Raw genomic sequence first — 20,866 nt, 5'->3', positions numbered from 1 at the left:
GTGGATGTCGGTCGCTTGTGACCGAAGCTCCTCGTACGCGCTTTGTTCTCCTATCCCCAGGCTCTGGTCGTCAACTCGTCCATCGCATCAATGATCTGTTGCCCATGCTCCGCAAGAGAGTCGACCACGGCACCGAGTTGATCGGTCGCCACGGATACCACCTGCAAAGGATTGAGGACGACTTCGACACCACCCATGCGGAAGATGGGATTCATCCGGGAGCCGGAAACCGATGAGCCAGGGGCGTACTGGCGCAAGACCAAGGGAACAACCACTCTGCGGCGGTAGGCATCGAATCGCGCAGACTGGATGACCACCACAAAGGGAATGCTTTCTTTCTGACTCCCTTTGTTGCGATGAACGTCGAATTGCGCCACTGGTTCAGAGAGTCGAGTGCTCGTCCGCGAACGAGCCGAACTTGGTGTCGAATTCATTCCAGGCCTGTGCGCTTGCCGTGGCCCAGTCGCGCGCAGATTTGCCTTCGCCGCTGCGTGCACGCGCCTCCTGAAACTCCTTCATGTCTTGAGGCGAGATCATGTAGGCAGCGGGCCGCCCGTGACGCGTGATGATGACGGGCTCGCGTTGCGCTGTGTCCAGTAGCTGCCCAAACTTGTTTTGCGCCTCGACGGAGGTGACGGTGATCATTGCCCGATCCTGCAAAGTAGCTAACATGGACAGTTTAGCGCGCCGGATGCCGATGTCCAGTCCGGGCGCCGAGTTCGCTGTGGGCTTCACGTTCGCGGTGGGCAATGCAACCAGTCTCTGCGGCGAAATCGGCAGGCGCTGCGCCGGAGGACCGCCCTCTGGACAGCGCCCGCAGGCCTTGCCACACTGCCCGCATGGCACTCACGCACGCATCCTCCGGTCAGGTCGTGAACCTCGGCGCGCTCGACGGGCAGGCGACGGAAACCTGCGCTCTCCTGAAGGCCCGCGACATCGAACTCATGTGGCTGGTGCTGCCGGCCGGCAAGCGGGTTCCGTCGCATGCCGTCTCGACCTCGATGACCTTGCAGTGCATGCGCGGCAAGGTCGAGGTGCAGCTGCGCGGCGAGGCGAGGGTGCTCGAGGCCGACCAGGTCATGTACCTGGCGGGCGACGTGCCGCACGGCCTGCATGCGCTGGAAGATGCCAGGCTGCTGATGACCGTCGTGCTGCCGGCCAGCCGCACCGACTGAGTCAGCAGCCCGCCGCAGCCAGCTGCGCCACTGCGCCGAGGTCGGGCGCCACCCCGATGCCCGGCTGCTCGCCCAGGCTGCAGCGGCCTTCCATCACGCGCGACAGCGCCGGCGCGAGCGCGGTGCGCAGCGGATTGGGGTTGGCGTCGATCTCGAGGATGCCGCCGCCGCCCACCGCGGCCAGCAAGTGGGCCGAATGCAGCAGGCCGATGCCGCCGCCCAGGTAGTGCGGACAGTAGCGCAGGCCTGCCGCCTGGGCGCGCGCGATCACGGGCCAGCAGCCCGAGATGCCGCCCCACTTGGCGCTGTCGGGCTGCAGCACGGAGAGCACGCCCTGCGCAATGGCGGCATCGAAGGCCGCCGGGCCCGCGATGTTCTCGCCGGCCGCGAGCGGAATGCCTGTGGCCTGCGACAGCTGCTGCCACTCGTGCCAGGGCCGGTCGGCGCGCAGCGGCTCCTCGAGCCACCCGAGGTTGAAGGCTTCCAGCTGCGGCGCCATGCCGCGGGCCTCGTCCAGGCTCCAGGCCTGGTTGGCATCGGTCATGAGCGGCAGGCCGGGGCCCAGCACCTCGCGCATCGCCGCCAGGTTTGCAAGGTCGCGCTCGCGGCCGAAGCCGATCTTGAGCTTGAACGCGCGGTAGCCTTCGGCGAGCCGCTGCGCCGCGAGCTCCTGCGGACGGTCGGGATTGAGGCCGCTGGCATAGACACCCACGCCATCGTGCGCGCCGCCCAGGTAGCGCCACAGCGGCTGGCCGGCGCGCCGCGCGCACAGGTCCCACAGCGCCAGGTCGATGCCCGCGATCACCTGCGCCATCGGGCCCGGCTCGCCCGACTGGATCGCGAGCACGGCGGTGCGCTCGGTCAGCCAGTCGAAGGCTTCGGCGGGGCCGTCGAAGGCGCGGCTCGCCAGCAGCGGCGCCATCACGGTGTCGACGAGCCTCGCGCGGTGCTCCGCGCCGCAGGAAGGAAAGTTGCACCAGACCTCGCCCCAGCCGGTGGCGCCGTCACGGTCTTCCACGCGCACGAAGACGGCCGGCCGGTCGTGCATGGTGCCGAACGAGGTGCGCACGGGCGTGGCGATCGGGCAGCGGAACACGAAGGCCTCGATGCGCGCGGCATGGACAGGCGAAGAGGGCAGCGGCTTCATGGTTTCAGGTTCATTTCGACGCGGATGGCATCGCCGCGGTAGGTGACGTCGGCCAGGTAGATCACGGTGTCCTCGGCGTCCTTGAAGATGCGGCGCACCTCGGCCACGGGCGCATTCATCGGCAGCTCGAGCAGGCCGGCCACCTCCATGTCGGCCGTGCCGATGGTCAGCACCTGGTGCGCCTGGGCGATCTTCACGCGCTTCATCGCGATCAGCAGCGGGATCACGGTTTGGGTGCGGAACTTCTCGGGCGCCTTGCGGAAGATGCGCTCGTCCAGGTAGATGTTGATGACGCAGTAGGCGCGGCCGTCGCGGAAGTGCACGCGGCGCATGAAGGCATAGCGCGCGGCCGGCTGGCCTTCGCCCGGTGCGAGCGGCGGCGAGGTGGCCGCCTCGTCGATGTTCATGATCTTCGGCTGCGTGTCCTCGTAGACGCGCGCCAGTTCGTCCAGGCTGGTGACCACGCTGATGAAGCGGTCGCGGTTGGGTGTTCCGGTGACGAAGGTGCCGCGGCCCTGCTGCGGCGACACCAGGCCCTCGCGCGCGAGCAGGTCGATGGCCTGGCGCACCGTGACGCGCGCCACGCCGAACTCGGCCGTCAGTTCCTCGAGCGAGGGCAGCCGGTGCTCGCGCGGCCAGATGCCGCGCGCGATGCGCTGGCGCAGCAGGTCCGCCAGCTGGTGGTAGCGCGGCATCGGACTGTCGAGAAACCTGGCGGACATGTTTTATCGATAAAACGTATGGTCTATAGTATGACAGATTGACAGAGACGAAAGCCCACGGGCCCAAGTCCGCCAACGAGAGACAAACCGCCGATGAGAAGCTCCTCTTCCCCGCTGACGCGCGCGCTGCTGATCGTGGCGCCGTGGCTGCTGATCCTCGCGCTCTGGTACGCCATCCGCGCGAGCGGCCTGGTCAATCCCGCGCTGGTGCCGGCGCCGCACATGGTGCTGGCCAAGTTCGTCGAGCTGTCGCGCGGCAGGCTGTGGGAAGACATCTACATGTCGACGCAGCGCGTCTTCGTCGGTGTGGCGCTGGGCGTGTCGCTGGCGGTGCCGGTGGGCTTCTGCCTCGGCTGGTACCGGGGCCTGCGCAGCTTCATGGACCCGGTCATCAACTTCTTTCGCGCGCTGCCGCCGATTGCGCTGATCCCGCTGGTGATCGTGTACTTCGGCATCGGCGAGGCGGCCAAGACGGCGATTCTTTTCTATGCCTCGTTCTTCGCGGGCGTGATCGTCATGTACGAGGGCATCGCGCAGATCAGCCCGATCTACATCAAGGTGGCGCGCACGCTGGGCGCGAGCGACGTCGAGATCTTCGGCAAGGTGATCGTGCCGCTCACCATCCCGCACATCCTCACGGCGGTGCGCGTGGCGCTCGGCGTGGCGTGGGCCACGCTGGTCGCGTCCGAGCTCATCGCGGCGCAGCAGGGCCTGGGGGCGCTGATCCAGAACGCCTCCTCGTTCTTCCAGCTCGACATCATCTACGTGGGCATCATCTGCATCGGCGTGATCGCACTCGTCATGGACCTGCTGCTGCGGCTGGCCACGCGCCGGCTGGTGGCCTGGCAGGACCGCATCGCCTGAAGGAGGGCCGCCCGCCATGACGCCACAGCCACCCATCCGCATCAGCTTCGAGCACGTGTCGGTCGACTTTCCCACCGACCATGGCGCCATGCGCGTGCTCGACGACGTGTCGTTCGACATCCGCCACGGCGAGTTCGTTTCCATCATCGGCCCCTCGGGCTGCGGCAAGACGACGATGATGAACATCGTCGGCGGCTTCGTCCAACCCACCAGCGGACAGGTGCTGCTCGATGGCAAGCCGGTGGCCGCGCCCGGGCCCGACCGCGGCGTGATCTTCCAAGAGTACGGCGTGTTCCCGTGGCTCACGGTGCGGCAGAACATCGAATTCGGCCTGAAGCTTTCCGCGAGCCGGGTGCCCGCCGCCGAGCGCGAGGAGATCGTGCAGCGCTACATGCAGCTGATGGGTCTCTCGGACTTCGCGGGGCATTTTCCCAAGCACCTGTCGGGCGGCATGCGCCAGCGGCTGGCGATCGCGCGGGCCTACGCGGTGCGGCCGGAGTTCCTGCTGATGGACGAGCCCTTCGGCGCGCTCGATGCGCAGACCCGCTCGGCCATGCAGGACCTGCTGCTGCAGGTGCTGCAGAGCGACGGCAAGACCGTGATGCTGATCACGCACTCGGTGGAAGAGGCGATCTACCTGTCGTCGCGCATCGTCGTGGTCACCGCGCGGCCGGCGCGCATCCGCACCGTGATCGACATTCCCTTCGGCTACCCGCGCGCGGAGAACCTGCACGAGGATCCGCGCTTCGCCGAACTGCGGGCCCACATCCGCGAGCTCGTCATGCAGGAATACGCCGCGCAGGCCAGGCAGGCCGTGCGCATGTCGGACTAGCCGCTTCGCCGCTTTCACCACCCCGCCACAGGAGACACACCATGGCCCTTCGACGCAGACAACTGATCCAGGCCGCCGCCGCCGGCGCGGCCGCACTGGCCGGCGGCATGCCGGCCTTCGCCCAGGCGCGGACCAAGGTCAAGGTGGGCTACCTGCACACCCCGGCCGTGGACGGCCACATCTGGATCGGGCAGGAGAGCGGCGCCTTTGCGAAGCAGGGGCTCGAGCTCGAGATGATCCAGTTCACCACCGGCCTGGAGCTGTTCCAGGCCATGATCGGCGGCAGCCTGGACATGCTGTCCACCGGCGCCGTGGTGTCCAACTTTCCGGCGCGCGGCCAGGGCAAGGTGTTCCTGATGAACAACATCGAGTACGCGACGGCCCAGCTGTGGGTGCGCGAGGACGCCGGCATCCAGACGGTGGCCGATCTCAAGGGCAAGCAGATCTCCACCACCACCGGCACCACGGCGCACGTGTTCCTCGACCGCGCGCTGCGCTCGGCCAAGCTGGACCCGGCCAAGGACGTGAAGCTGGTCAACCAGCGCATGACCGAGGCCGTCACCTCCTTCATCTCCGGCGCGGTGCCGGCGGTGGCGCTGTGGGTGCCCTTCGATTCGGTGATCCGGCAGAAGCTGCCGGGCGCGCGCAAGCTGATCGACGCCTCGGCCTTCTTCCCCGAGGCCGCCATCATGGGCGGCTGGGCCGCGCGCAACGACTACTACGACAAGAACCGCGCCGTCATCGCCAGGCTGATCGCCGCATGGGCCGAGGTCAACGACGTGGTCACGGGCAAGCCCGACGCCGCGGCCGAGATGCTGCAGAAGACCCAGTACAAGGAAGTGCCGCTGGCCGACTTCAAGGAGCAGTTCAAGGCCTCCAAGTACTACACCAACGCCGAGTGGCGCACGCGCTACCAGGACGGCACGGTCACCAAGTGGCTGCAGCAGGTGACGGACTTCTTCGTGGCCAATGCGAACATCCAGGGCGCGCTGAAGGCCGAGCAGTACTTCGACGCCAAGCCCTTCCTGGAGACCGTCAAGGCATGACGGCGGGCGCCGGCGGCTACGACTACATCATCGTCGGCGCCGGTTCGGCCGGCTGCGTGCTGGCCAACCGACTGAGCGCCGATGCGCGCTGCCGCGTGCTGGTGCTCGAGGCGGGCGGCGAGGGCGGCGCCTTCTGGCTGCGCATGCCGATCGGCTACTTCCGCACCATCTACGACCCGCGCTATTCGTGGCAGTTTGCCGTGGAGCCGCAGGAGGCCACGGGCCACCGCGCCATCGTCTGGCCGCGCGGCAAGGTGCTGGGCGGCTCCAGCGCGATCAACGGCCTGCTGTACATCCGCGGCCAGCATGCCGACTTCGACGACTGGGCCGCCGTGGCGGGCGCCACGGGCTGGAGCTTTCGCGAGGTGCTGCCGTACTTCAAGAAATCCGAGCGCTACCAGGGCGGCGAGAGCGAATACCACGGCGCCTCGGGCGAGCTGTGCGTCTCGGACCTGCGCAACGAACACCCCTACTGCGCCGCCTGGATCGAGGCGGGCGTGCAGGCCGGCCACGGCCGCAACCCGGACTTCAACGGCGCGCGCACCGAGGGCCTGGGCGCCTACCAGCTGACGCTGCGCGGCCACTGGCGCTGCGATGCGGCCACGGCCTTCCTGGCGCCGGTGCGCGCACGGCCCAATCTCACGGTGCTGACGGGCGTGCACGTGACGCGGGTGCTGATCGAGCAGGGCCGTGCGGTCGGCGTGGAGTGGCTGCAGGACGGCGAGCGGCGCAGCGCGCGTGCGGACGCCGAGGTGCTGCTGGCCGCTGGGGCGCTGCAGTCGCCGCAGCTGCTGCAGCTGTCGGGCGTGGGCCCGGCCGGCCTGCTGCGTGGCCATGGCATCGCGGTGCACGCCGATGCGCCGCAGGTCGGCGAGAACCTGCAGGACCACTACCAGGCGCGGGTGATCGTCAAGCTCAGGAAGCGCATGTCGCTGAACGACCAGGTGCGCAACCCGCTCGCGCTGGCCGCGATGGGCGCGCAGTGGCTGTTCCGTCAGCGCGGCCCGCTCACGGTGGGCGCGGGCCAGGTCGGCGGCATGGTCTGCAGCCCGCATGCCCAGGGCGGCCGCCCCGACGTGCTGTTCAACGTGATGCCGCTGTCGGTGGACAAGCCCGGCGATCCGCTGCACCGCTTCTCGGGCTTTTCGGCCTCGGCCACCCAGTGCCGGCCGCTGTCGCGCGGCACGGTGCAGATCCGCTCGGCCGATCCGCTGGCGCCGCCGCGCATCGTTTCCAACTACCTGAGCGATCCGCACGACGCCAAGGTGCTGGTGGCGGGCCTCAAGATGCTGCGCGAGATCTACCGCCAGCCGGCCTTCCGCGACCTGGTCACGGACGAGGAATACCTGCCCGGGCGCGAGGCGGCCGACGACGCCGCGCTCGAGGCCTTCGCGCGCCACAAGGGCGGCACCGTGTTCCATCCCGCCGGCACCTGCCGCATGGGCGGCGACGCGCTCTCGGTGGTGGACCCGCAGCTGCGCGTGCGCGGCATCGAGCGGCTGCGCGTGATCGACGCGGCCGTGATGCCGGCGATGGTGTCGACCAATACCAATGCCGCATCGATCATGATCGCGGAGAAGGGGGCGGCGCTGGTGCGCGGGACGGGTTGACCGGTGTGGGCCTGTTTGGCATCCAAAATATACGCAATGCGTATTTTTTCTTGGAGGTTTTTTGCGCATGGCGTACATTCGACGCATGAGCCAACAGCAAGACCTCCTGCGCGACGCGATGCGCCGCCTCAATCTCACGCGCGACGCATTCTCCGAACGGCTGGGCGTGCGCCGCCGTGCGCTCGACACCTGGCTGCTGCCGTCCGACTCGAGCGAGTCGCGCGCGATGCCGGAGATGGTCGGCAAGTTCGTTGCCGAGATTCTTCAGCGCGAGGCGCTGGACACCGGTGCCGGTCCGGCGGGCGCAGGGCAGCGTCCGCTCGCGCAGCGCATCGCGGCTGAAGGCAAGCCGCAGCTGCTGTCGGTCGCACAGTTCGACCGTGGCAGCCTCGAGGACCTGTTCCACGTGGCCGACGTGATGCAGCCGATCGCGCGCCGGCAGAAGGTTACGCGCATCCTCGAGGGCGCCGTGCTCGGCAGCCTGTTCTTCGAGGCCAGCACGCGCACGCGCGTGAGCTTCGGCGCCGCCTTCTGCCGGCTCGGCGGCACGGTGTGCGACACCACGGGCTTCACCTTCTCGTCGATGGCCAAGGGCGAGTCGATCTACGACACCAGCCGCGTGATGAGCGGCTATGTCGACGCGCTGGTGGTGCGCCATCCCGAGCAGGGCTCGGTGGCCGAATTCGCGCGCGCCACCAACATTCCGGTCATCAACGCCGGCGACGGCCCCGGCGAACACCCGAGCCAGGCCATCCTCGACCTGTACACCATCCAGCGCGAGTTCTTGCGCATGGGCAAGCTGGTCGACGGCACGCATGTGGCGATGGTCGGCGACCTCAAGTACGGCCGCACGGTGCATTCGCTGATCCGCCTGCTGTCGCTGTACCGCGGGCTGAAGTTCACGCTGATCGCGCCGCCCTCGCTGGAGATGCCGGCCTACCTGGTCGAGCTGGTCGCGCGCAACGGCCACGTCATCGAGCAGACCTCCTCGCTGGCGCAGGGGCTGCGCGGCGCCGACGTGGTCTATGCGACCCGCGTTCAGAAGGAGCGGTTCGCGAACGGAGAAACGCTGGAGGGCTACACGCCCGAGTTCCAGGTGTGCAAGGCCCTGGTGGATGCGGCCTGCAAGCCCGACACCATCCTGATGCATCCCTTGCCGCGCGACGGGCGCCCGGGCGCGAACGACCTCAGCGTGGACCTCAACCACGACCCGCGGCTGGCGATCTTCAGGCAGACCGACAACGGCATCCCGGTGCGCATGGCGATCTTCGCGGTGCTGATGGGCGTGGAGCAGCAGGTCGCGCGCTCGATGCGCGATGCCAGCTGGCGCTCGCCCGCGCACATCGGGCCCGACGACGCGGACTTCGACGGGCTCGACTGAAACTACAAAGCACCTTTTCATGCGCCGGTGCATGGCGGGAGGGGTGCGCTCCTAGACTGGGTGTTCTGGCGTCCGGGGCGGGCGCCCCGAGGACCCCTGAATGAAGAACCACCTTTCCATGCAACCCCTGGCCGGCGTGCGCGTGCTCGACCTGTCGCGCGTGATGGCCGGCCCGCTGTGCGGCATGGCGCTGGCCGACCTGGGCGCCGACGTGATCAAGGTCGAGCATCCCGAGCGCGGCGACGACACGCGCGACTGGGGCCTGCGCATCGGCCGCCACAACACCTCCTACTTCAACAGCTGCAACCGCAACAAGCGCTCCATTTGCGTCGACCTGCAGGACAAGGATGGCCAGGCGCTCGTGCGCGAACTCGCGGCGCAGTGCGACGTGGTGATCCAGAACTTCAAGTACGGCGGCGCTCAGAAGATGGGCCTGGGCTACGAGGACCTGCACAAGCTCAACCCCAGGATCATCTACTGCTCGATCTCGGGCTACTCGGTGCTGAGCCCCGAGAAGGCGCGCCCGGGCTACGACCTGGTGATCCAGGGCGAGACCGGCCTCATGGCCATGAACGGCGAGGAGGGCCAGGGGCCGCTCAAGTTCGGCATCGCCGCGGTCGACATGTTCACCGGCATGTATTCGGCCCAGGCCATCCTGGCCGTGCTGTACGAGCGCACGCGCACCGGCGAGGGCCGCCACATCCAGATGTCGCTCTACGACAGCGGCATGATGATCACGTCCTACTACGGGCTGACCGCCTGGCTGGGCAAGGGCGATCCCGCGAAGTTCGGCAACTCGCATCCGTCGATCGTGCCCTATGGCGTGTTCGAGGCTGCGGACGGTCCGCTGGTGATCGCGGTCGGCAACAACGGCCAGTTCAGGAAGTTCTGCGACGAGGTGATCCTCTGTCCGGAACTGGCGACCGATCCGAAGTTCGCCACCAACACCGAGCGCGCGAAGCACCGGCACGAGCTGCTGCCGATCCTGCTCGGCCGCATCGCGCAGTTCCCGCGCGCCGATCTGCTCGCGCGCATGAACGAGGCCGGCATTCCGTGCGGCGAGGTGCTGGGCCTGTACGAGGCGCTGCAGTCCGACCGGACGGCGCAGACCGGCGTCTGGCACCGGTTCGAAGACGCGGAAGCCGGCGCGCAGGCCGTCCATGCGCCGCCCTACGTCATCGACGGCGCGCGTTCGGACGTGCGCCACCCTCCGCCGCACCTCGGGGAGCACACAGCCGAGGTGCTGCGCGAACTGCTGGACATGGGCGAGGGCCGGTTCGAATCGCTGGCGCGCAGGAGCGTCATCAAATAACGCGCGCTTCTACAGGCGCGCAGGCGTGCTGTTCAGCGCACCCAGTGGCAGACGCGGTGGTGATGGTGCGCATTCCACTTGCACACCTTGTGCGCCTTGTGCGCCCGGTGGTGGGGCGCGGCGGAGGCGATCGTCGGTGCGAAGGCGGCCAGGGTGGCGAAGGCAACGACGCTGGAGAGGACAAGCTGCTTGATCTTCATGATGTTCCTTCGAAGCAAATGGCGGAAGGACGCGTCGCGTGAACGGCGCAGCTTGAATAACGCTTGCCCCCGTTTTCCGGACGACGGGAGCCCCTGGAAATCCCGATCCGGAAAGAGCTGGCTGCACGGATGAGGGATTTCACGGCGTCCCGTGGCCGGCATCCTTCAGTGCGACTGCTTCGGCAGGTTCAAGCCGCGCAGCACGGGGAGCCAGCGGTCCGCCTCGGCCTTGATGAACTTGTCCAGCTCCTCGGGCGTGCCGCCGCGCGGCTCCATGCCGATGGCGCGGGCGCGCGCGACGAAGTCGGGGTCGGCGATCACCTGGTTGACGGCCTTGTTCAGGCGCTCGATCGCGGGCCGCGGCGTGCCTGCGGGCACCGAGAGCGAATACCAGAGCGTGGCTTCCATGTCGAAGCCCTGCTCCTTGAAGGTGGGCGCCTCGGGCACCTGCGGCAGGCGCTTCGAATCCATCACGCCCAGCACGCGCAGCTTGCCGGCCTTCACATAAGGCAGTGATCCCGTGATGGAGGTGCCGTGGATGTCGATCTGGTTGCCCAGCAGGGCCTGCAGCGCGGGTGCATCGCCGTTGAAGGGGATGTGCAGCGTGCTGAAGCCCTGCTCCTTCTCGAAGGCGATGGGTGCGAGGTTGGTCAGGATGGCCGCGCCCGGCGAGCCGCGGTTGATCTTGCCGGGGTTCTGTTTGGCATAGGCCACCATTTCCTTGATGTTCTTGTAGGGCAGGTCGGTGCGCCCGACGACGATGGCCGGCTGGTAGGCGATCTGCGTGACGGCGGCGAAGTCCTTCGCCGGGTCGTAGGGCAGTTTCTCGTAGAGCACGCTGTTGTTGGCCAGCGTGCCCAGCGAGGACACGAGCACCGTCTGTCCGTCGGGCTTGGCGCGGGCAACATAGTCGGCCGCGAGGATGCCGCTCGCGCCGGGCTTGTTCTCGATGATGACGTTCAGGCCCTGCTTGTTGAGCTCCTGGGCCAGGATGCGGCAGTACTGGTCGGTGCCGCCGCCGGCGGCAAAGGGCACGACGATGCGGGTCACCTGCTGGGCGAATGCGGGGGCGACGAGCGCGCAGGCGCCCAGCGCCAGCCCGATCACGAGTTTGCGGTAGCTCATTCTTGTCTCCTGTTCCGGCCCGGAATCGGGCTCTGGAGCCAGTCTAGGTGGCCGCCCTTGGCGCAGCGCTGCACGAAATGAAAAGCAGCTTTGCGGGATGCGCCGCCAGGGGACAGCCCGGCCCTGCACACTTCGCCGATGGCCGTGCAGATCATCAGAATCGGAACCACGAAAGACCTGTTGGGCGAAAGCCCTTGCTGGGATGCCGATGCGCAGGCGCTGAACTGGATCGATGCGCTCGGCGGCACGCTGTGGCGGCTCCATGCCGGAACCGATGCGCCCGAGCGGCACGAGCTGCCGGCACCCGTGGGCTCGATCGCGCCCTGCCGCGGTGGCGCGGCCGTGGTGGTGGCGCTGCGCAACGGCTTCGCGCGCTACGACTTCCCCACGCGCAGGCTGGAGCACCTGGCCCGCATCCCCGTGGACCATCCGAAGCTGCGCTTCAACGACGGCAAGTGTGATCCGGCGGGCCACTTCCTGGCCGGCACCATGCACGTCGACCGCCAGCCCGGCGAGCCGGTCCTGGGCGGCCTCTACCGGCTGCGCACCGATCGCCGCGTGGAGCAGCTGGCCGACGACATCGGCTTTGCCAACGGACCCTGCTTCAGCCCCGACGGCCGCGTGCTGTACCTGGCCGACAGCCTGGAGCGCACCGTCTGGGCCTACGACTACGACCCCGACGGCCCGCTGCGCCACAAGCGCGTGTTCGCGAAGACGCACGCATTCGATTCCGGTCCCGACGGTGCCACGGTCGACGCGCAGGGCTTCTTCTGGACCGTGCTGACCCGCGCCGCCAAGCTCGCGCGTTACGCGCCCGACGGCCGGCTGGAACGCCTGGTCGATCTGCCAGCGAGCTATCCCACGAGCATCTGCTTCGGCGGGCCGGACCTCGCGCACATGTACCTGACCACGATTTCGCGCAGCGCGCGCCTGGCGGGGAACAAGGCGGAGGATGGCGGGCTGTTCCGGATCGAGGGGCTGCCCGCGCCGGGGCGCCGGCCCCACCTGTTCGGCGGCTGCTAGCGCGCCCGGACTGGGCCTCGGTTTGTGATCGCAGTGCACGACCTGGCCTTCAACTTTGGGCGAAGTTGCCGATAACCGGATGTGGCAGGACCCCGGGGCCCCGCCGCCCGCGAAGTTCCGGTTCTCCAACTGGACACGTCCCCCACACTGCGAAAGAAGAGTTCCATGCGCCTGCGAGATATGAAAATCGGCTTCCGCCTCGGCGGAGGCTTTGCCGCCATCTTGTTGCTCTTGATGCTGGTTTCCGGGGTCGCCCTGATTCGGTTGAACGCCGTGGCCCATTCGGCCCGTGTGATGGTCGATGAGGCCCTTGTCAAGGAGCGCGTCGCGAACCGGTGGGCCAATCTTCTCGGCCCGAGCATCGTTCATTCCTTCGGCATGGCCAAGGCCACCGACAGTGCGAATGAAGCCTACTTCAAGAAGAACCTGACCGAGGGGGTGGCATCGATCAACCCCGTCCAGGAGGAGATGGGCAGGCTGCTCACGGCGCCGGAGGAAAAGAAGCTGTTCGCCGAAGTGGTGGCGGCGCGCAAGGCGGTGTTGGCCCATCTCGCGACGATCAACAAGCTGAAGGCGGCCGGCGACAGCGAAGCCGCCGGCAAGCTGGCCGACACCGACTATCAGGCCGCCCTTCAGATCTACGGCAAGGCGGTGCAGCAAATCGCGGAAAACCAGCGGGTGCAGATCGACGCGAAGGCCCGCGAGATCCAGCAGATCCACCGCAGCGGCCGCTGGGTCGTGATCGCCCTGTCCGCCGTTGCGCTGCTGGCGGGGGCCTTGTGCGCCTGGCAGTTGACCGTCGGAATCGTGCATCCGATGCGCGACGCCCTCCACCTGGCTGAGCGGGTGGCGTCCGGAGACCTGACCACCCGGATCGTCCCCAGCTCGCGCGACGAGGTCGGCCAGTTGCTGGCGGCGCTCAAGTCGATGAACGACAACCTCTCCAAAGTGGTCGGGGAGGTGCGTCAGGGCACGGAGACGATCGCCACCGCCTCGGGCCAGATCGCCTCCGGGAACCAGGACCTGTCGTCGCGCACCGAGCAGCAAGCGAGCTCGCTCCAGGAAACCGCGGCCTCCATGGAGGAGCTGACCTCCACCGTCAAGCAGAACGCGGACAACGCGCGCCAGGCCAACCAGCTGGCGGCCTCGGCTTCGGAGGTGGCGGTGCGCGGCGGCGGCGTGGTGAGCCAGGTGGTCGAAACCATGGGATCGATCAACTCGTCCTCGCGCAAGATCGTGGACATCATCGCGGTCATCGACGGCATCGCATTCCAGACCAACATCCTGGCGCTGAACGCCGCAGTGGAAGCCGCCCGTGCCGGCGAGCAGGGGCGGGGCTTCGCGGTGGTTGCGGCAGAGGTGCGCAACCTCGCGCAGCGCTCGGCCGCAGCGGCCAAGGAAGTCAAGGGCCTGATCGACGACTCCGTCGGCAAGGTCGAGGCCGGCAGCCAGAAAGTGGCCGAGGCGGGCCAGACGATGGATGAAATCGTCGCGAGCGTGCGCCGCGTGACCGACATCATGGGCGAGATCACCGCCGCCAGCCAGGAGCAGACGACCGGCATCGAGCAGATCAATCAGGCCATCACGCAGATGGACCAGGTCACCCAGCAGAATGCCGCGCTGGTGGAGGAAGCGGCCGCCGCGGCCGCCGCGCTGCAGGACCAGGCGGGTAGCCTGTCCCAATTGGTGGGTGTCTTCCGGCTCGACACGGCGCGCCGCGAATTGGCTCCCGCCTGATTCAACCTTGGGCCGGGGCCGCGTCCCACGCCAGATTCGCCTGGCCGGTTGCCCTGATCCGACCTGCCGGCCGACGTTCGCTGCGGGCTACGATGGCAAGCTTGGTGCACATTCCAGACAGGAGACATCGACATGGATGAGTCCCGCGCCGCACAGCAGCCCGACGATCTGTTGCATCTTTCGTTCCAGGCGGTCGCGCTCCTCGATGCAATCGGCCAGGTTGTCATCGTCAAGGACGAGGCCTTGCGTTTCGTGCATCTCAACCGGCGGGCCTGCGAGGTCCTCAACGTGTCGCTCGACCGCGTGCGCGGAAAGACAGACCGCGATATCCTGCCCCGGGCCGAGGCCGACCGGATCAGGGCCATCGATCTCGAAATACTCGCGAGCGGAAAGCCTCGCCATTTCGAGGAGGAGATCACCCTGGCAGACGGATCGACCAGGGCCCTGCTCACGCTCAAGCAAGCGGTCGATCTCACGGATTCCGGCGGCAAGCTGCTCGTGGTTGTGATCTCTGACGTGACCGAGCTGCGCACGACGGAGCGGGGGCTCCGGGCCAGCGAAGCGCACTACCGCTCGTTCGTCGAACTCCACCCGCAGATCACCTGGACTGCAGATCCTGCCGGCGCGATTACCGAGGTCGGACCGGGGTGGTCGGCGCTGACCGGCAATTCGGTCGAGAAGACGCTGGGATCGGGCTGGGAATGCGCGCTGCACGCCGACGATCTCGAACGCGTCCGAACGCTGTGGGCGGACTCGGTGGCCCGCGGCGTTCCCATCGACACCGAATACAGGGTGCGCAGCGCCGCTGACGGAAGGTATCGATGGTTCAGGGCCCGTGCGGCCCCCCGGCGCGACGGCAACCACGACATCGTGCGCTGGTACGGACTGCTCGAGGACGTTCATCAGCGTCGCATCGCCATCGAAGCGCTGCGCGAGAGCGAGTCGCTGTTCCGCCTGATCGCGGACAGCGTGCCCGTGATGATGTGGCTCACCGACCAGCATGGCGAGGCCACCTACCACAGCCGGCGCTGGCTCGAGGCGACGGGCCAGACCGAGACCGAGTCGCTGGGCGAGGGGTGGAGCCGTGCCGTCCATCCCGAGGACCGCGCGTCGGTGCTCGAACTGTTCAGGACGGCGAGCGCAGAGCGCAGGCCGGTCCAGCTCGAGTACAGGCTGCGTCGGGCAGATGGCAGCTGGGCCTGGGTCATCGACACCGGCACGCCGCGGCTGTCGCCTGATGGCGGGTTCCTCGGCTATGCCGGCTCCATTCTCGACGTCACCGAGCGCCGCGCGGCCGAATCCGCGCTGCGCGAGAGCGAAGCCTCGATCCGGAGCATCTTCGACAGCAGCCCCGATTGCATCAGCATGCTCGACCTGTCGGGCAAGACGCTGCTGATGAACAGGTCGGCGCGGCGGATGATCGGTCTGGATGTCTCGCAACTCGCAGACCGCGAGGCGCTCGAGCGAATCTTTCCTGAAGGCCGGCTTCGGAAACTCAGCGCCATGTTCGACGTGGTGCGCGCCGGCGGCACGTCGAGACTCGAGGTAGATGCCGTCGACGCGCAGGGCGTGCACCGATGGCTCGACGTCATCGCGGCGCCGGTCCTGGACGCATCGGGCGTGCCGAGCCGGATGGTGAGCATCTGGCGCGACATCACGGAGGCCAAGGCGGCGCGCAACGATGCGGTGGCGGCGCAGCAGCAGGCCGAACGTGCGGCGACGCGGCTCTCTGCGGTGCTCGAGAACACGATGGATTGCGTGCTGGTCGTCGATCATGCATGGCGGATCACGTACATGAACGAGAACGCCCGGCGGTTCCTGAAGCTCGGCGTGGAGGCCGTGAACGCAAGGCTGTGGGACCTCTACCCCGCCGAAGTCGAAAGCCTGTTCGGCGACTACTTCCGGCAGGCGATGGCGGGCAAGGCTGTGTCGTTCGAGGAATTCGTACCCATCACCCAGGTGTGGCTCGAGATCCATGCCTCGCCCACCGAGGAGGGCCTGTCTATTTTCTTTCGCGACACCACCGCCCGCCGCAAGGCCGAGCAGGAGCGGTTCCAGGCCCAAAGCCAGGTCTCCCACATGGCCCGCCACGACGCTCTCACCGGGCTGCCCAATCGCCAGGCATTCCGCGAGGCGCTGCAGCAGCACTTGACCGATGCCGGCAAACGCGGGACCTCGGTGGCCGTGCTGACGCTGGACCTGGACGGCTTCAAGGCCGTCAACGACGCTTACGGTCATCCCGTGGGCGACATCCTGCTGCAGGAGGTTGCGCAGCGCCTGAGGCTTGTCGTCTCCGGTGACGAGCACATGCTCGCGCGACTCGGCGCGGACGAGTTCGTGATCGGCTGTTTCGGGCTTCTGCGTCCCGACGCGACGGTCGAGATTGCGCGACGCCTCATGGCCACCCTGCTCGGCCCCTTCGACCTGGACGGGGGCAAGGTCAGCATCGGCGCCAGCGTCGGCATCGCCGTGGCGCCGGCCGACGGCGGCACGGTCGACGAGATCAAGCGTGCCTCCACCGTGGCGCTCCACCGCGCCAAGGCCGCGGGCGGAAGAAGCTTCTACAGGTACGACAAGAGCATGGACGCCGACCTGCAGATCCGCCAAACCCTGAAGCTCTCGATGGGCGAGGCGCTCGCCCGCGGAGATTTCGAGGTCCGCTACCAGGCACTCGTGAGTCTCGCGTCCAACCGCTACACCACCTTCGAGGCGCTGCTGCGCTGGCGGCACGCCGGCCGCGGCATGATCTCGCCGGCCGACTTCATTCCGATCGCGGAGGAGACCGGGCTGATCGTGGACATCGGCGAGTGGGTGCTTCGCGAAGCCTGTCGCGAGGCCACCGCCTGGCCCGACGGGATCGGCGTGGCGGTGAACCTCTCGCCCGTCCAGTTCCGCGACGACAACCTGGTCGACCTGATCAGGAACGCGCTGGATGCCTCGGGGCTCTCCCCGTCGCGCCTGCAACTCGAGATCACCGAGTCGGTGCTGCTCGGCAATGACGACAGGAACCTGCGCACCCTGCAGCAGATCCGGCAGCTGGGCGTGAAGATCGCGATGGACGATTTCGGGACCGGGTACTCGTCGCTGGGCTATCTGCGCAGCTTCCCGTTCGACAAGATCAAGGTGGATCGCAGCTTCATCGCCGACCTGCCCGACAGCAGGTCGCTCGCGATCATCCGGGCCGTGGCCGGCATCGGCAGAAGCCTGGGCATCGCCACGACGGTGGAGGGCGTGGAGACCGAAGCGCAGTTGCAGATCATCCGACAGGAAGGATTTGACGAGGTGCAGGGATATCTGTTCGCGCGGCCGCTCCCGGCCTCGGAGGTGCGAGGCCTCCTCGCGTCGCCCAGGAACTGAACGAGGCACCGCACAGTGGCGACACCTGCCCATCACCGGATTTCCAGTGTCGTGAACTAGGACGTCTCGCTTCGGAGTGCGTCAGCCACGTAGTCCACGAAGGCGCGCACCTTCAGCGGCAGCACGCGGCTTTGCCGGAACACGGCGAAGACGCCGTTGGAAAAGGCCCGCACCGCAAAGCGGTAGTCGGGCAAGAGCCGCACCAGCGTGCCGTTCTGCAGGTCGCCGCGCACGGTGGCCTCGGACAGCAGCGCCACGCCCATGCCGCCGATCGCGGCCAGGCGCAGCAGCTCCCCGTTGTTGGCGCTCAGCACGCCCTGGATCATCAGCTCCTGCTGCTCGCCCGCTTCGTCGATGTACTTCCAGGTGATGACCTCGCGCTCACGCCGGTAGGTGAGGCAGCGCACCTGCGGCAGGTCGCTCGGATGGCGGATGCGCGAGTAGGTCTTCAGGAAGGCCGGGCTGGCCACCAGCACCTCGTCGCTCGACAGCAGCCGCTTGATGACGAAACCCGAATCGGTGGATTCGCCGGTGCGGATGTCGACGTCGAAGTCGTGCTCGACCAGGTTGACCGGATGCTCGGAAAGCTCGAGCTCCACGCGGATGTCCGGGTAGAGCTCCGCGAAGCGCGGCAGCAGCGGCGCCAGCACGCGCAGGCCGATGTGGGTGCGCGAATGCACGCGCAGCCGGCCCTCGGGCCGCTGGCGCGCGTTGTGCACGACCTGCTCGGCTTCGCTCATGAGTTCCAGCACCGCCTCGGCCCGCTCCAGGAAGGCCTGGCCCGCCTCGGTCACCTTGAGGTTGCGGCTGGTGCGGTCCACCAGCTGCACGCCCAGTTCCTCCTCCAGCGCGCTGATGCGCCGCGAGATGGTGGCCGGCGACAGGCTGAGGCTGCGGGCCGCGGCCGAGAGGCTGCCCTTCTTCTGGGTGGCCACGAAGATGCGCAGCGAATCGAGGGCCTTCATTTCGAAAGACGCAAAGAAGGTGTGCGTTCGCTGGTGATCCGCAGGCGGTTCGAGTTCCTACGATGGACCTCGATCAAAACCAGCCAACCAGGAGTCACAGCGATGGATTTCGGAATCTTCATTCTGATGCAGCAGCGGAACAAGCACAAAACCTCCCACCAGATCCTGCGCGATGCCGTCGAGCAGACTCGCCTGGCGGACGAACTGGGTTTTGGTGCCGCATGGTACGCCGAGCACCACTTCAGCAACTACGGCATGTGCTCCTCGCCGCTGACCATGATCGCGCACTGCGCCGCGGTCACCCGCAAGATCCGGCTGGGCACCGGCATCGTGGTCGCGCCGCTGTACACGCCGGCGCGCCTGATCGCGGACGTGGCGATGGTCGACCAGCTGTCCGACGGCCGCCTGAACCTGGGCATCGGCTCGGGCTACCAGCACTTCGAGTTCGAGCGCTTCGGCGTCTCGCTCGAATCAGCCAAGGGTCGCACCTTCGAGATGCTCGACATGCTCGAGGCCGGCCTGACGCAGCCCAAGTTCAGCTACGAGGGCGAGTACTACCGCCAGCCGATGAGCGCCATCAGCCAGCGCGCGGTGCAGCGCCCCATGCCGCCGATGTGGATCACCAGCGTCGACCCCGCCTTCCTGTCGCGCGCCGTGAAGTCCGGCCACCACGTGTTCGTCTCGGGCGGCGACGGCGGGCTGGAGAAGCTGGCCGGCACCCGCGCGCTGATCGACCAGGTGGCCGCAGCCGAGGGCAAGGACCCGGCCGGCGTGCAGGTCGGCCTGCTGCGCGCGGCCTATGCCAGCAACGACAAGGACGAGGTGGAGCGCTACCTCGAGTGCGCCCGCTACCAGCGCCGCATTGCCGTCAGCCTGAAGCGCCGCACCGCGCAGATCGCCGACGATTACCAGGTGGAGGAGGGCATCGTCGAGGGCGAGCCGAGCCTGGACGAGATGCGCGCGCTGCTGCCCGTGGGCAGCGTCGACACCGTGATCGAGCGCGTGGTCAACGAGATCCGCACGCTCAAGCCGGTGCACTACTGCTTCCAGACGCAGATGGGCGACTTCGACCACAAGACGATGCTGCGCCAGCTCGAGACCTGGGGCAAGGTCATCATTCCGGCGGTGCAGCAGGAGATCGCCAACGATCCGCCGCACCGGCCCGCGGCGCGGCCCGAACTCGCCGCGGCCTGAGGCCGAGCGCGAGGAGACGCCATGTCCGAAGCCGCCGAAGGGATCCGCCCCGCCATCGAGCCCGCGCAACTGCGCCAGCTGCTCGGATGCTTTCCGACCGGCGTGGCCGTCATCACCACCTGCACGCCGGACGGCCAGCCGGCGGGCCTGACCTGCAATTCGTTCAGCTCGGTGTCGCTCGACCCGCCGCTCGTGCTGTTCAGCCTGCGCAATGCCAGCCGCCTGCTGCCGACCTTCCAGGCTGCGGAGGGCTTCGTGATCAACATCCTCTCGCAGCAGCAGGACGCGCTGTCGGGCCGCTTCGCCTCGAGCCGGATCGAGGACAAGTTCGACGGCGTGGCCTGGCGCGCCGGCCGGCTCGGCATGCCGCTGATCGACGACTGCCTGGCCAGCTTCGAATGTCGCGCGCATGCCGCCCACGAGGCCGGCGACCACACCATCTTCATCGGCGAGGTCCGGCACCTGAGCGCCGGCGTGCCCGACCAGGCGCTGGTGTTCTACAAGGGCGCCTACATGATGCTGGCCGAGTCGCTGCGCAAGCTGGTCGTGGAGGGCCGGCTCGGGGACGCCGACATCGACGAGGCCTACCGCACGCTCTACGGCACCTTGCTGCGCCTGGCGAGCGAGCGCGCCACCGAGGCCGAGCTGGACGCGGTGCGCGAGGCCGCCGACGCCATCGAGGCGCATCCCGACGACGCACCGCTCAAGGAACGCATTGCCTCCGCGAGCGCCTTCTTCTCGTCGATCGCGGCCGCCGGCCACAACGAGGCGCTGACGCTGATGGCGCAGACCATGACCAGCGTGCTGCGCGAACGCATGACGCATGTGCTCTCGGTGCGTCCGCGCCCCGACCTCTTTCCGCTGCGCCGCAAGGTGGCGCACGCGCTGCGCCGGCGCAACCCGGAGGGCGCCGCCGCCGCGCTGGACGAACTGATCACGCAGCTGCGCAAGGGCTGAGCCCTTTTCCAACTTCCAACAGCAACCATCTTGTATGACCAACTCAAGCTGCCACCGCAAAGTCGTCGCGCCAAGGTTGCCTGGTTCTGGCGATGGCGTTGAGGATGATGAGCAGCTTGTGCATGCATGCCACCAAGGCGACCTTCTTTGGCTTGCCTGCGGCCAGCAGGGCCGCATAGAAGGCCTTGAGCACGGGATTGAATCGCGTGCCTACCAAAG

General features: G+C 67.9%; 19 protein-coding genes and 1 pseudogene. 12 read left to right on the top strand and 8 right to left on the bottom strand.

Features of this window, described 5'->3' with window-relative positions; all coding sequences use genetic code 11:
* Positions 1-50: 50 nt before the first annotated feature.
* Together IB278_RS22925 and IB278_RS22920 are read right to left on the bottom strand one after the other, a co-directional pair.
* Entirely contained in the window at positions 51-377 is a 327-nt protein-coding gene (locus IB278_RS22925) for a CcdB family protein (RefSeq protein WP_145744364.1), read from the bottom strand.
* 4 nt (positions 378-381) lie between these two features.
* Positions 382-645 (bottom strand): type II toxin-antitoxin system Phd/YefM family antitoxin, encoded by a 264-nt coding sequence (locus IB278_RS22920; protein ID WP_145744365.1) that lies wholly within the window; start codon positions 643-645, stop codon positions 382-384.
* Positions 646-839: 194 nt separating this feature from the next.
* Here IB278_RS22920 and IB278_RS22915 point away from each other — a divergent pair, with 194 nt between their 5' ends.
* Complete coding sequence (locus IB278_RS22915; protein WP_192325550.1) at positions 840-1,175, top strand: hypothetical protein; 336 nt, start codon at positions 840-842, stop codon at positions 1,173-1,175.
* 1 nt (position 1,176) lies between these two features.
* Here the strand turns inward: IB278_RS22915 and IB278_RS22910 are convergent, their stop codons facing one another.
* Both IB278_RS22910 and IB278_RS22905 read right to left on the bottom strand, forming a co-directional pair.
* On the bottom strand, positions 1,177-2,322 hold the full coding sequence (locus IB278_RS22910) for a mandelate racemase/muconate lactonizing enzyme family protein (protein WP_192325548.1): 1,146 nt from the start codon (positions 2,320-2,322) through the stop codon (positions 1,177-1,179).
* Positions 2,319-3,044 (bottom strand): GntR family transcriptional regulator, encoded by a 726-nt coding sequence (locus tag IB278_RS22905; protein WP_192325546.1) that lies wholly within the window; start codon positions 3,042-3,044, stop codon positions 2,319-2,321. The genes IB278_RS22910 and IB278_RS22905 overlap by 4 nt, the downstream gene beginning before the upstream one ends.
* Before the next feature lie 93 nt (positions 3,045-3,137).
* On the opposite strand from IB278_RS22905, the gene IB278_RS22900 reads away from it, so the two are divergent.
* From IB278_RS22900 to IB278_RS22875, 6 genes are all read left to right on the top strand, one after another.
* Complete coding sequence (locus IB278_RS22900; protein WP_062364815.1) at positions 3,138-3,908, top strand: ABC transporter permease; 771 nt, start codon at positions 3,138-3,140, stop codon at positions 3,906-3,908.
* A gap of 16 nt (positions 3,909-3,924) precedes the next feature.
* On the top strand, positions 3,925-4,740 hold the full coding sequence (locus tag IB278_RS22895) for an ABC transporter ATP-binding protein (protein ID WP_192325544.1): 816 nt from the start codon (positions 3,925-3,927) through the stop codon (positions 4,738-4,740).
* A 41-nt stretch (positions 4,741-4,781) separates the two neighbouring features.
* Positions 4,782-5,786 carry an ABC transporter substrate-binding protein gene (locus tag IB278_RS22890; protein WP_192325542.1) on the top strand — a complete coding sequence of 335 codons (1,005 nt, stop codon included), beginning with the start codon at positions 4,782-4,784 and terminating at the stop codon, positions 5,784-5,786.
* A complete protein-coding gene (locus IB278_RS22885) occupies positions 5,783-7,396 on the top strand; it encodes a GMC family oxidoreductase (protein WP_192325540.1) in 1,614 nt (537 codons plus the stop codon). Before IB278_RS22890 ends, IB278_RS22885 begins: the two co-directional genes overlap by 4 nt.
* A gap of 85 nt (positions 7,397-7,481) precedes the next feature.
* Entirely contained in the window at positions 7,482-8,777 is a 1,296-nt protein-coding gene (locus IB278_RS22880) for an aspartate carbamoyltransferase (RefSeq protein WP_192325538.1), read from the top strand.
* A gap of 100 nt (positions 8,778-8,877) precedes the next feature.
* Positions 8,878-10,089, top strand: coding sequence for a CaiB/BaiF CoA transferase family protein (locus IB278_RS22875; protein WP_192325536.1), 1,212 nt, complete (start codon positions 8,878-8,880; stop codon positions 10,087-10,089).
* A 32-nt stretch (positions 10,090-10,121) separates the two neighbouring features.
* Here IB278_RS22875 and IB278_RS22870 read toward each other — a convergent pair whose 3' ends face one another.
* Together IB278_RS22870 and IB278_RS22865 are read right to left on the bottom strand one after the other, a co-directional pair.
* On the bottom strand, positions 10,122-10,289 hold the full coding sequence (locus IB278_RS22870) for an HHHH-motif protein (RefSeq protein WP_186454192.1): 168 nt from the start codon (positions 10,287-10,289) through the stop codon (positions 10,122-10,124).
* 165 nt (positions 10,290-10,454) lie between these two features.
* The gene (locus IB278_RS22865) at positions 10,455-11,414 is read right to left on the bottom strand and encodes a Bug family tripartite tricarboxylate transporter substrate binding protein (protein ID WP_192325534.1); all 960 of its coding nucleotides are present in this window, start codon (positions 11,412-11,414) and stop codon (positions 10,455-10,457) included.
* Between the two features lie 138 nt (positions 11,415-11,552).
* On the opposite strand from IB278_RS22865, the gene IB278_RS22860 reads away from it, so the two are divergent.
* From IB278_RS22860 to IB278_RS22850, 3 genes are all read left to right on the top strand, one after another.
* Positions 11,553-12,437 (top strand): SMP-30/gluconolactonase/LRE family protein, encoded by an 885-nt coding sequence (locus IB278_RS22860; protein ID WP_192325532.1) that lies wholly within the window; start codon positions 11,553-11,555, stop codon positions 12,435-12,437.
* A gap of 165 nt (positions 12,438-12,602) precedes the next feature.
* Positions 12,603-14,174 (top strand): methyl-accepting chemotaxis protein, encoded by a 1,572-nt coding sequence (locus tag IB278_RS22855; RefSeq protein WP_192325530.1) that lies wholly within the window; start codon positions 12,603-12,605, stop codon positions 14,172-14,174.
* Between the two features lie 132 nt (positions 14,175-14,306).
* Positions 14,307-17,531: a PAS domain S-box protein gene (locus IB278_RS22850; RefSeq protein ID WP_192325528.1), complete on the top strand. Its 3,225-nt coding sequence runs from the start codon at positions 14,307-14,309 to the stop codon at positions 17,529-17,531.
* 56 nt (positions 17,532-17,587) lie between these two features.
* Here IB278_RS22850 and IB278_RS22845 read toward each other — a convergent pair whose 3' ends face one another.
* On the bottom strand, positions 17,588-18,496 hold the full coding sequence (locus IB278_RS22845) for a LysR family transcriptional regulator (RefSeq protein ID WP_192325526.1): 909 nt from the start codon (positions 18,494-18,496) through the stop codon (positions 17,588-17,590).
* Between the two features lie 102 nt (positions 18,497-18,598).
* Between IB278_RS22845 and IB278_RS22840 the strand changes: the two genes are divergently transcribed.
* Together IB278_RS22840 and IB278_RS22835 are read left to right on the top strand one after the other, a co-directional pair.
* Complete coding sequence (locus IB278_RS22840; protein WP_192325524.1) at positions 18,599-19,690, top strand: LLM class flavin-dependent oxidoreductase; 1,092 nt, start codon at positions 18,599-18,601, stop codon at positions 19,688-19,690.
* 21 nt (positions 19,691-19,711) lie between these two features.
* On the top strand, positions 19,712-20,647 hold the full coding sequence (locus IB278_RS22835; RefSeq protein WP_192325522.1) for a flavin reductase: 936 nt from the start codon (positions 19,712-19,714) through the stop codon (positions 20,645-20,647).
* Between the two features lie 43 nt (positions 20,648-20,690).
* Here the strand turns inward: IB278_RS22835 and IB278_RS22830 are convergent.
* Positions 20,691-20,866 (bottom strand): annotated as a pseudogene (locus IB278_RS22830) (IS110 family transposase); the annotation flags it as partial.

Source organism: Variovorax sp. VRV01, from assembly GCF_014852545.1.
GTDB lineage: Bacteria > Pseudomonadota > Gammaproteobacteria > Burkholderiales > Burkholderiaceae_C > Variovorax > Variovorax beijingensis_A.
Note: the sequence above shows the minus strand (reverse complement) of the source record. Positions and strands in the feature narration are given on the sequence as shown.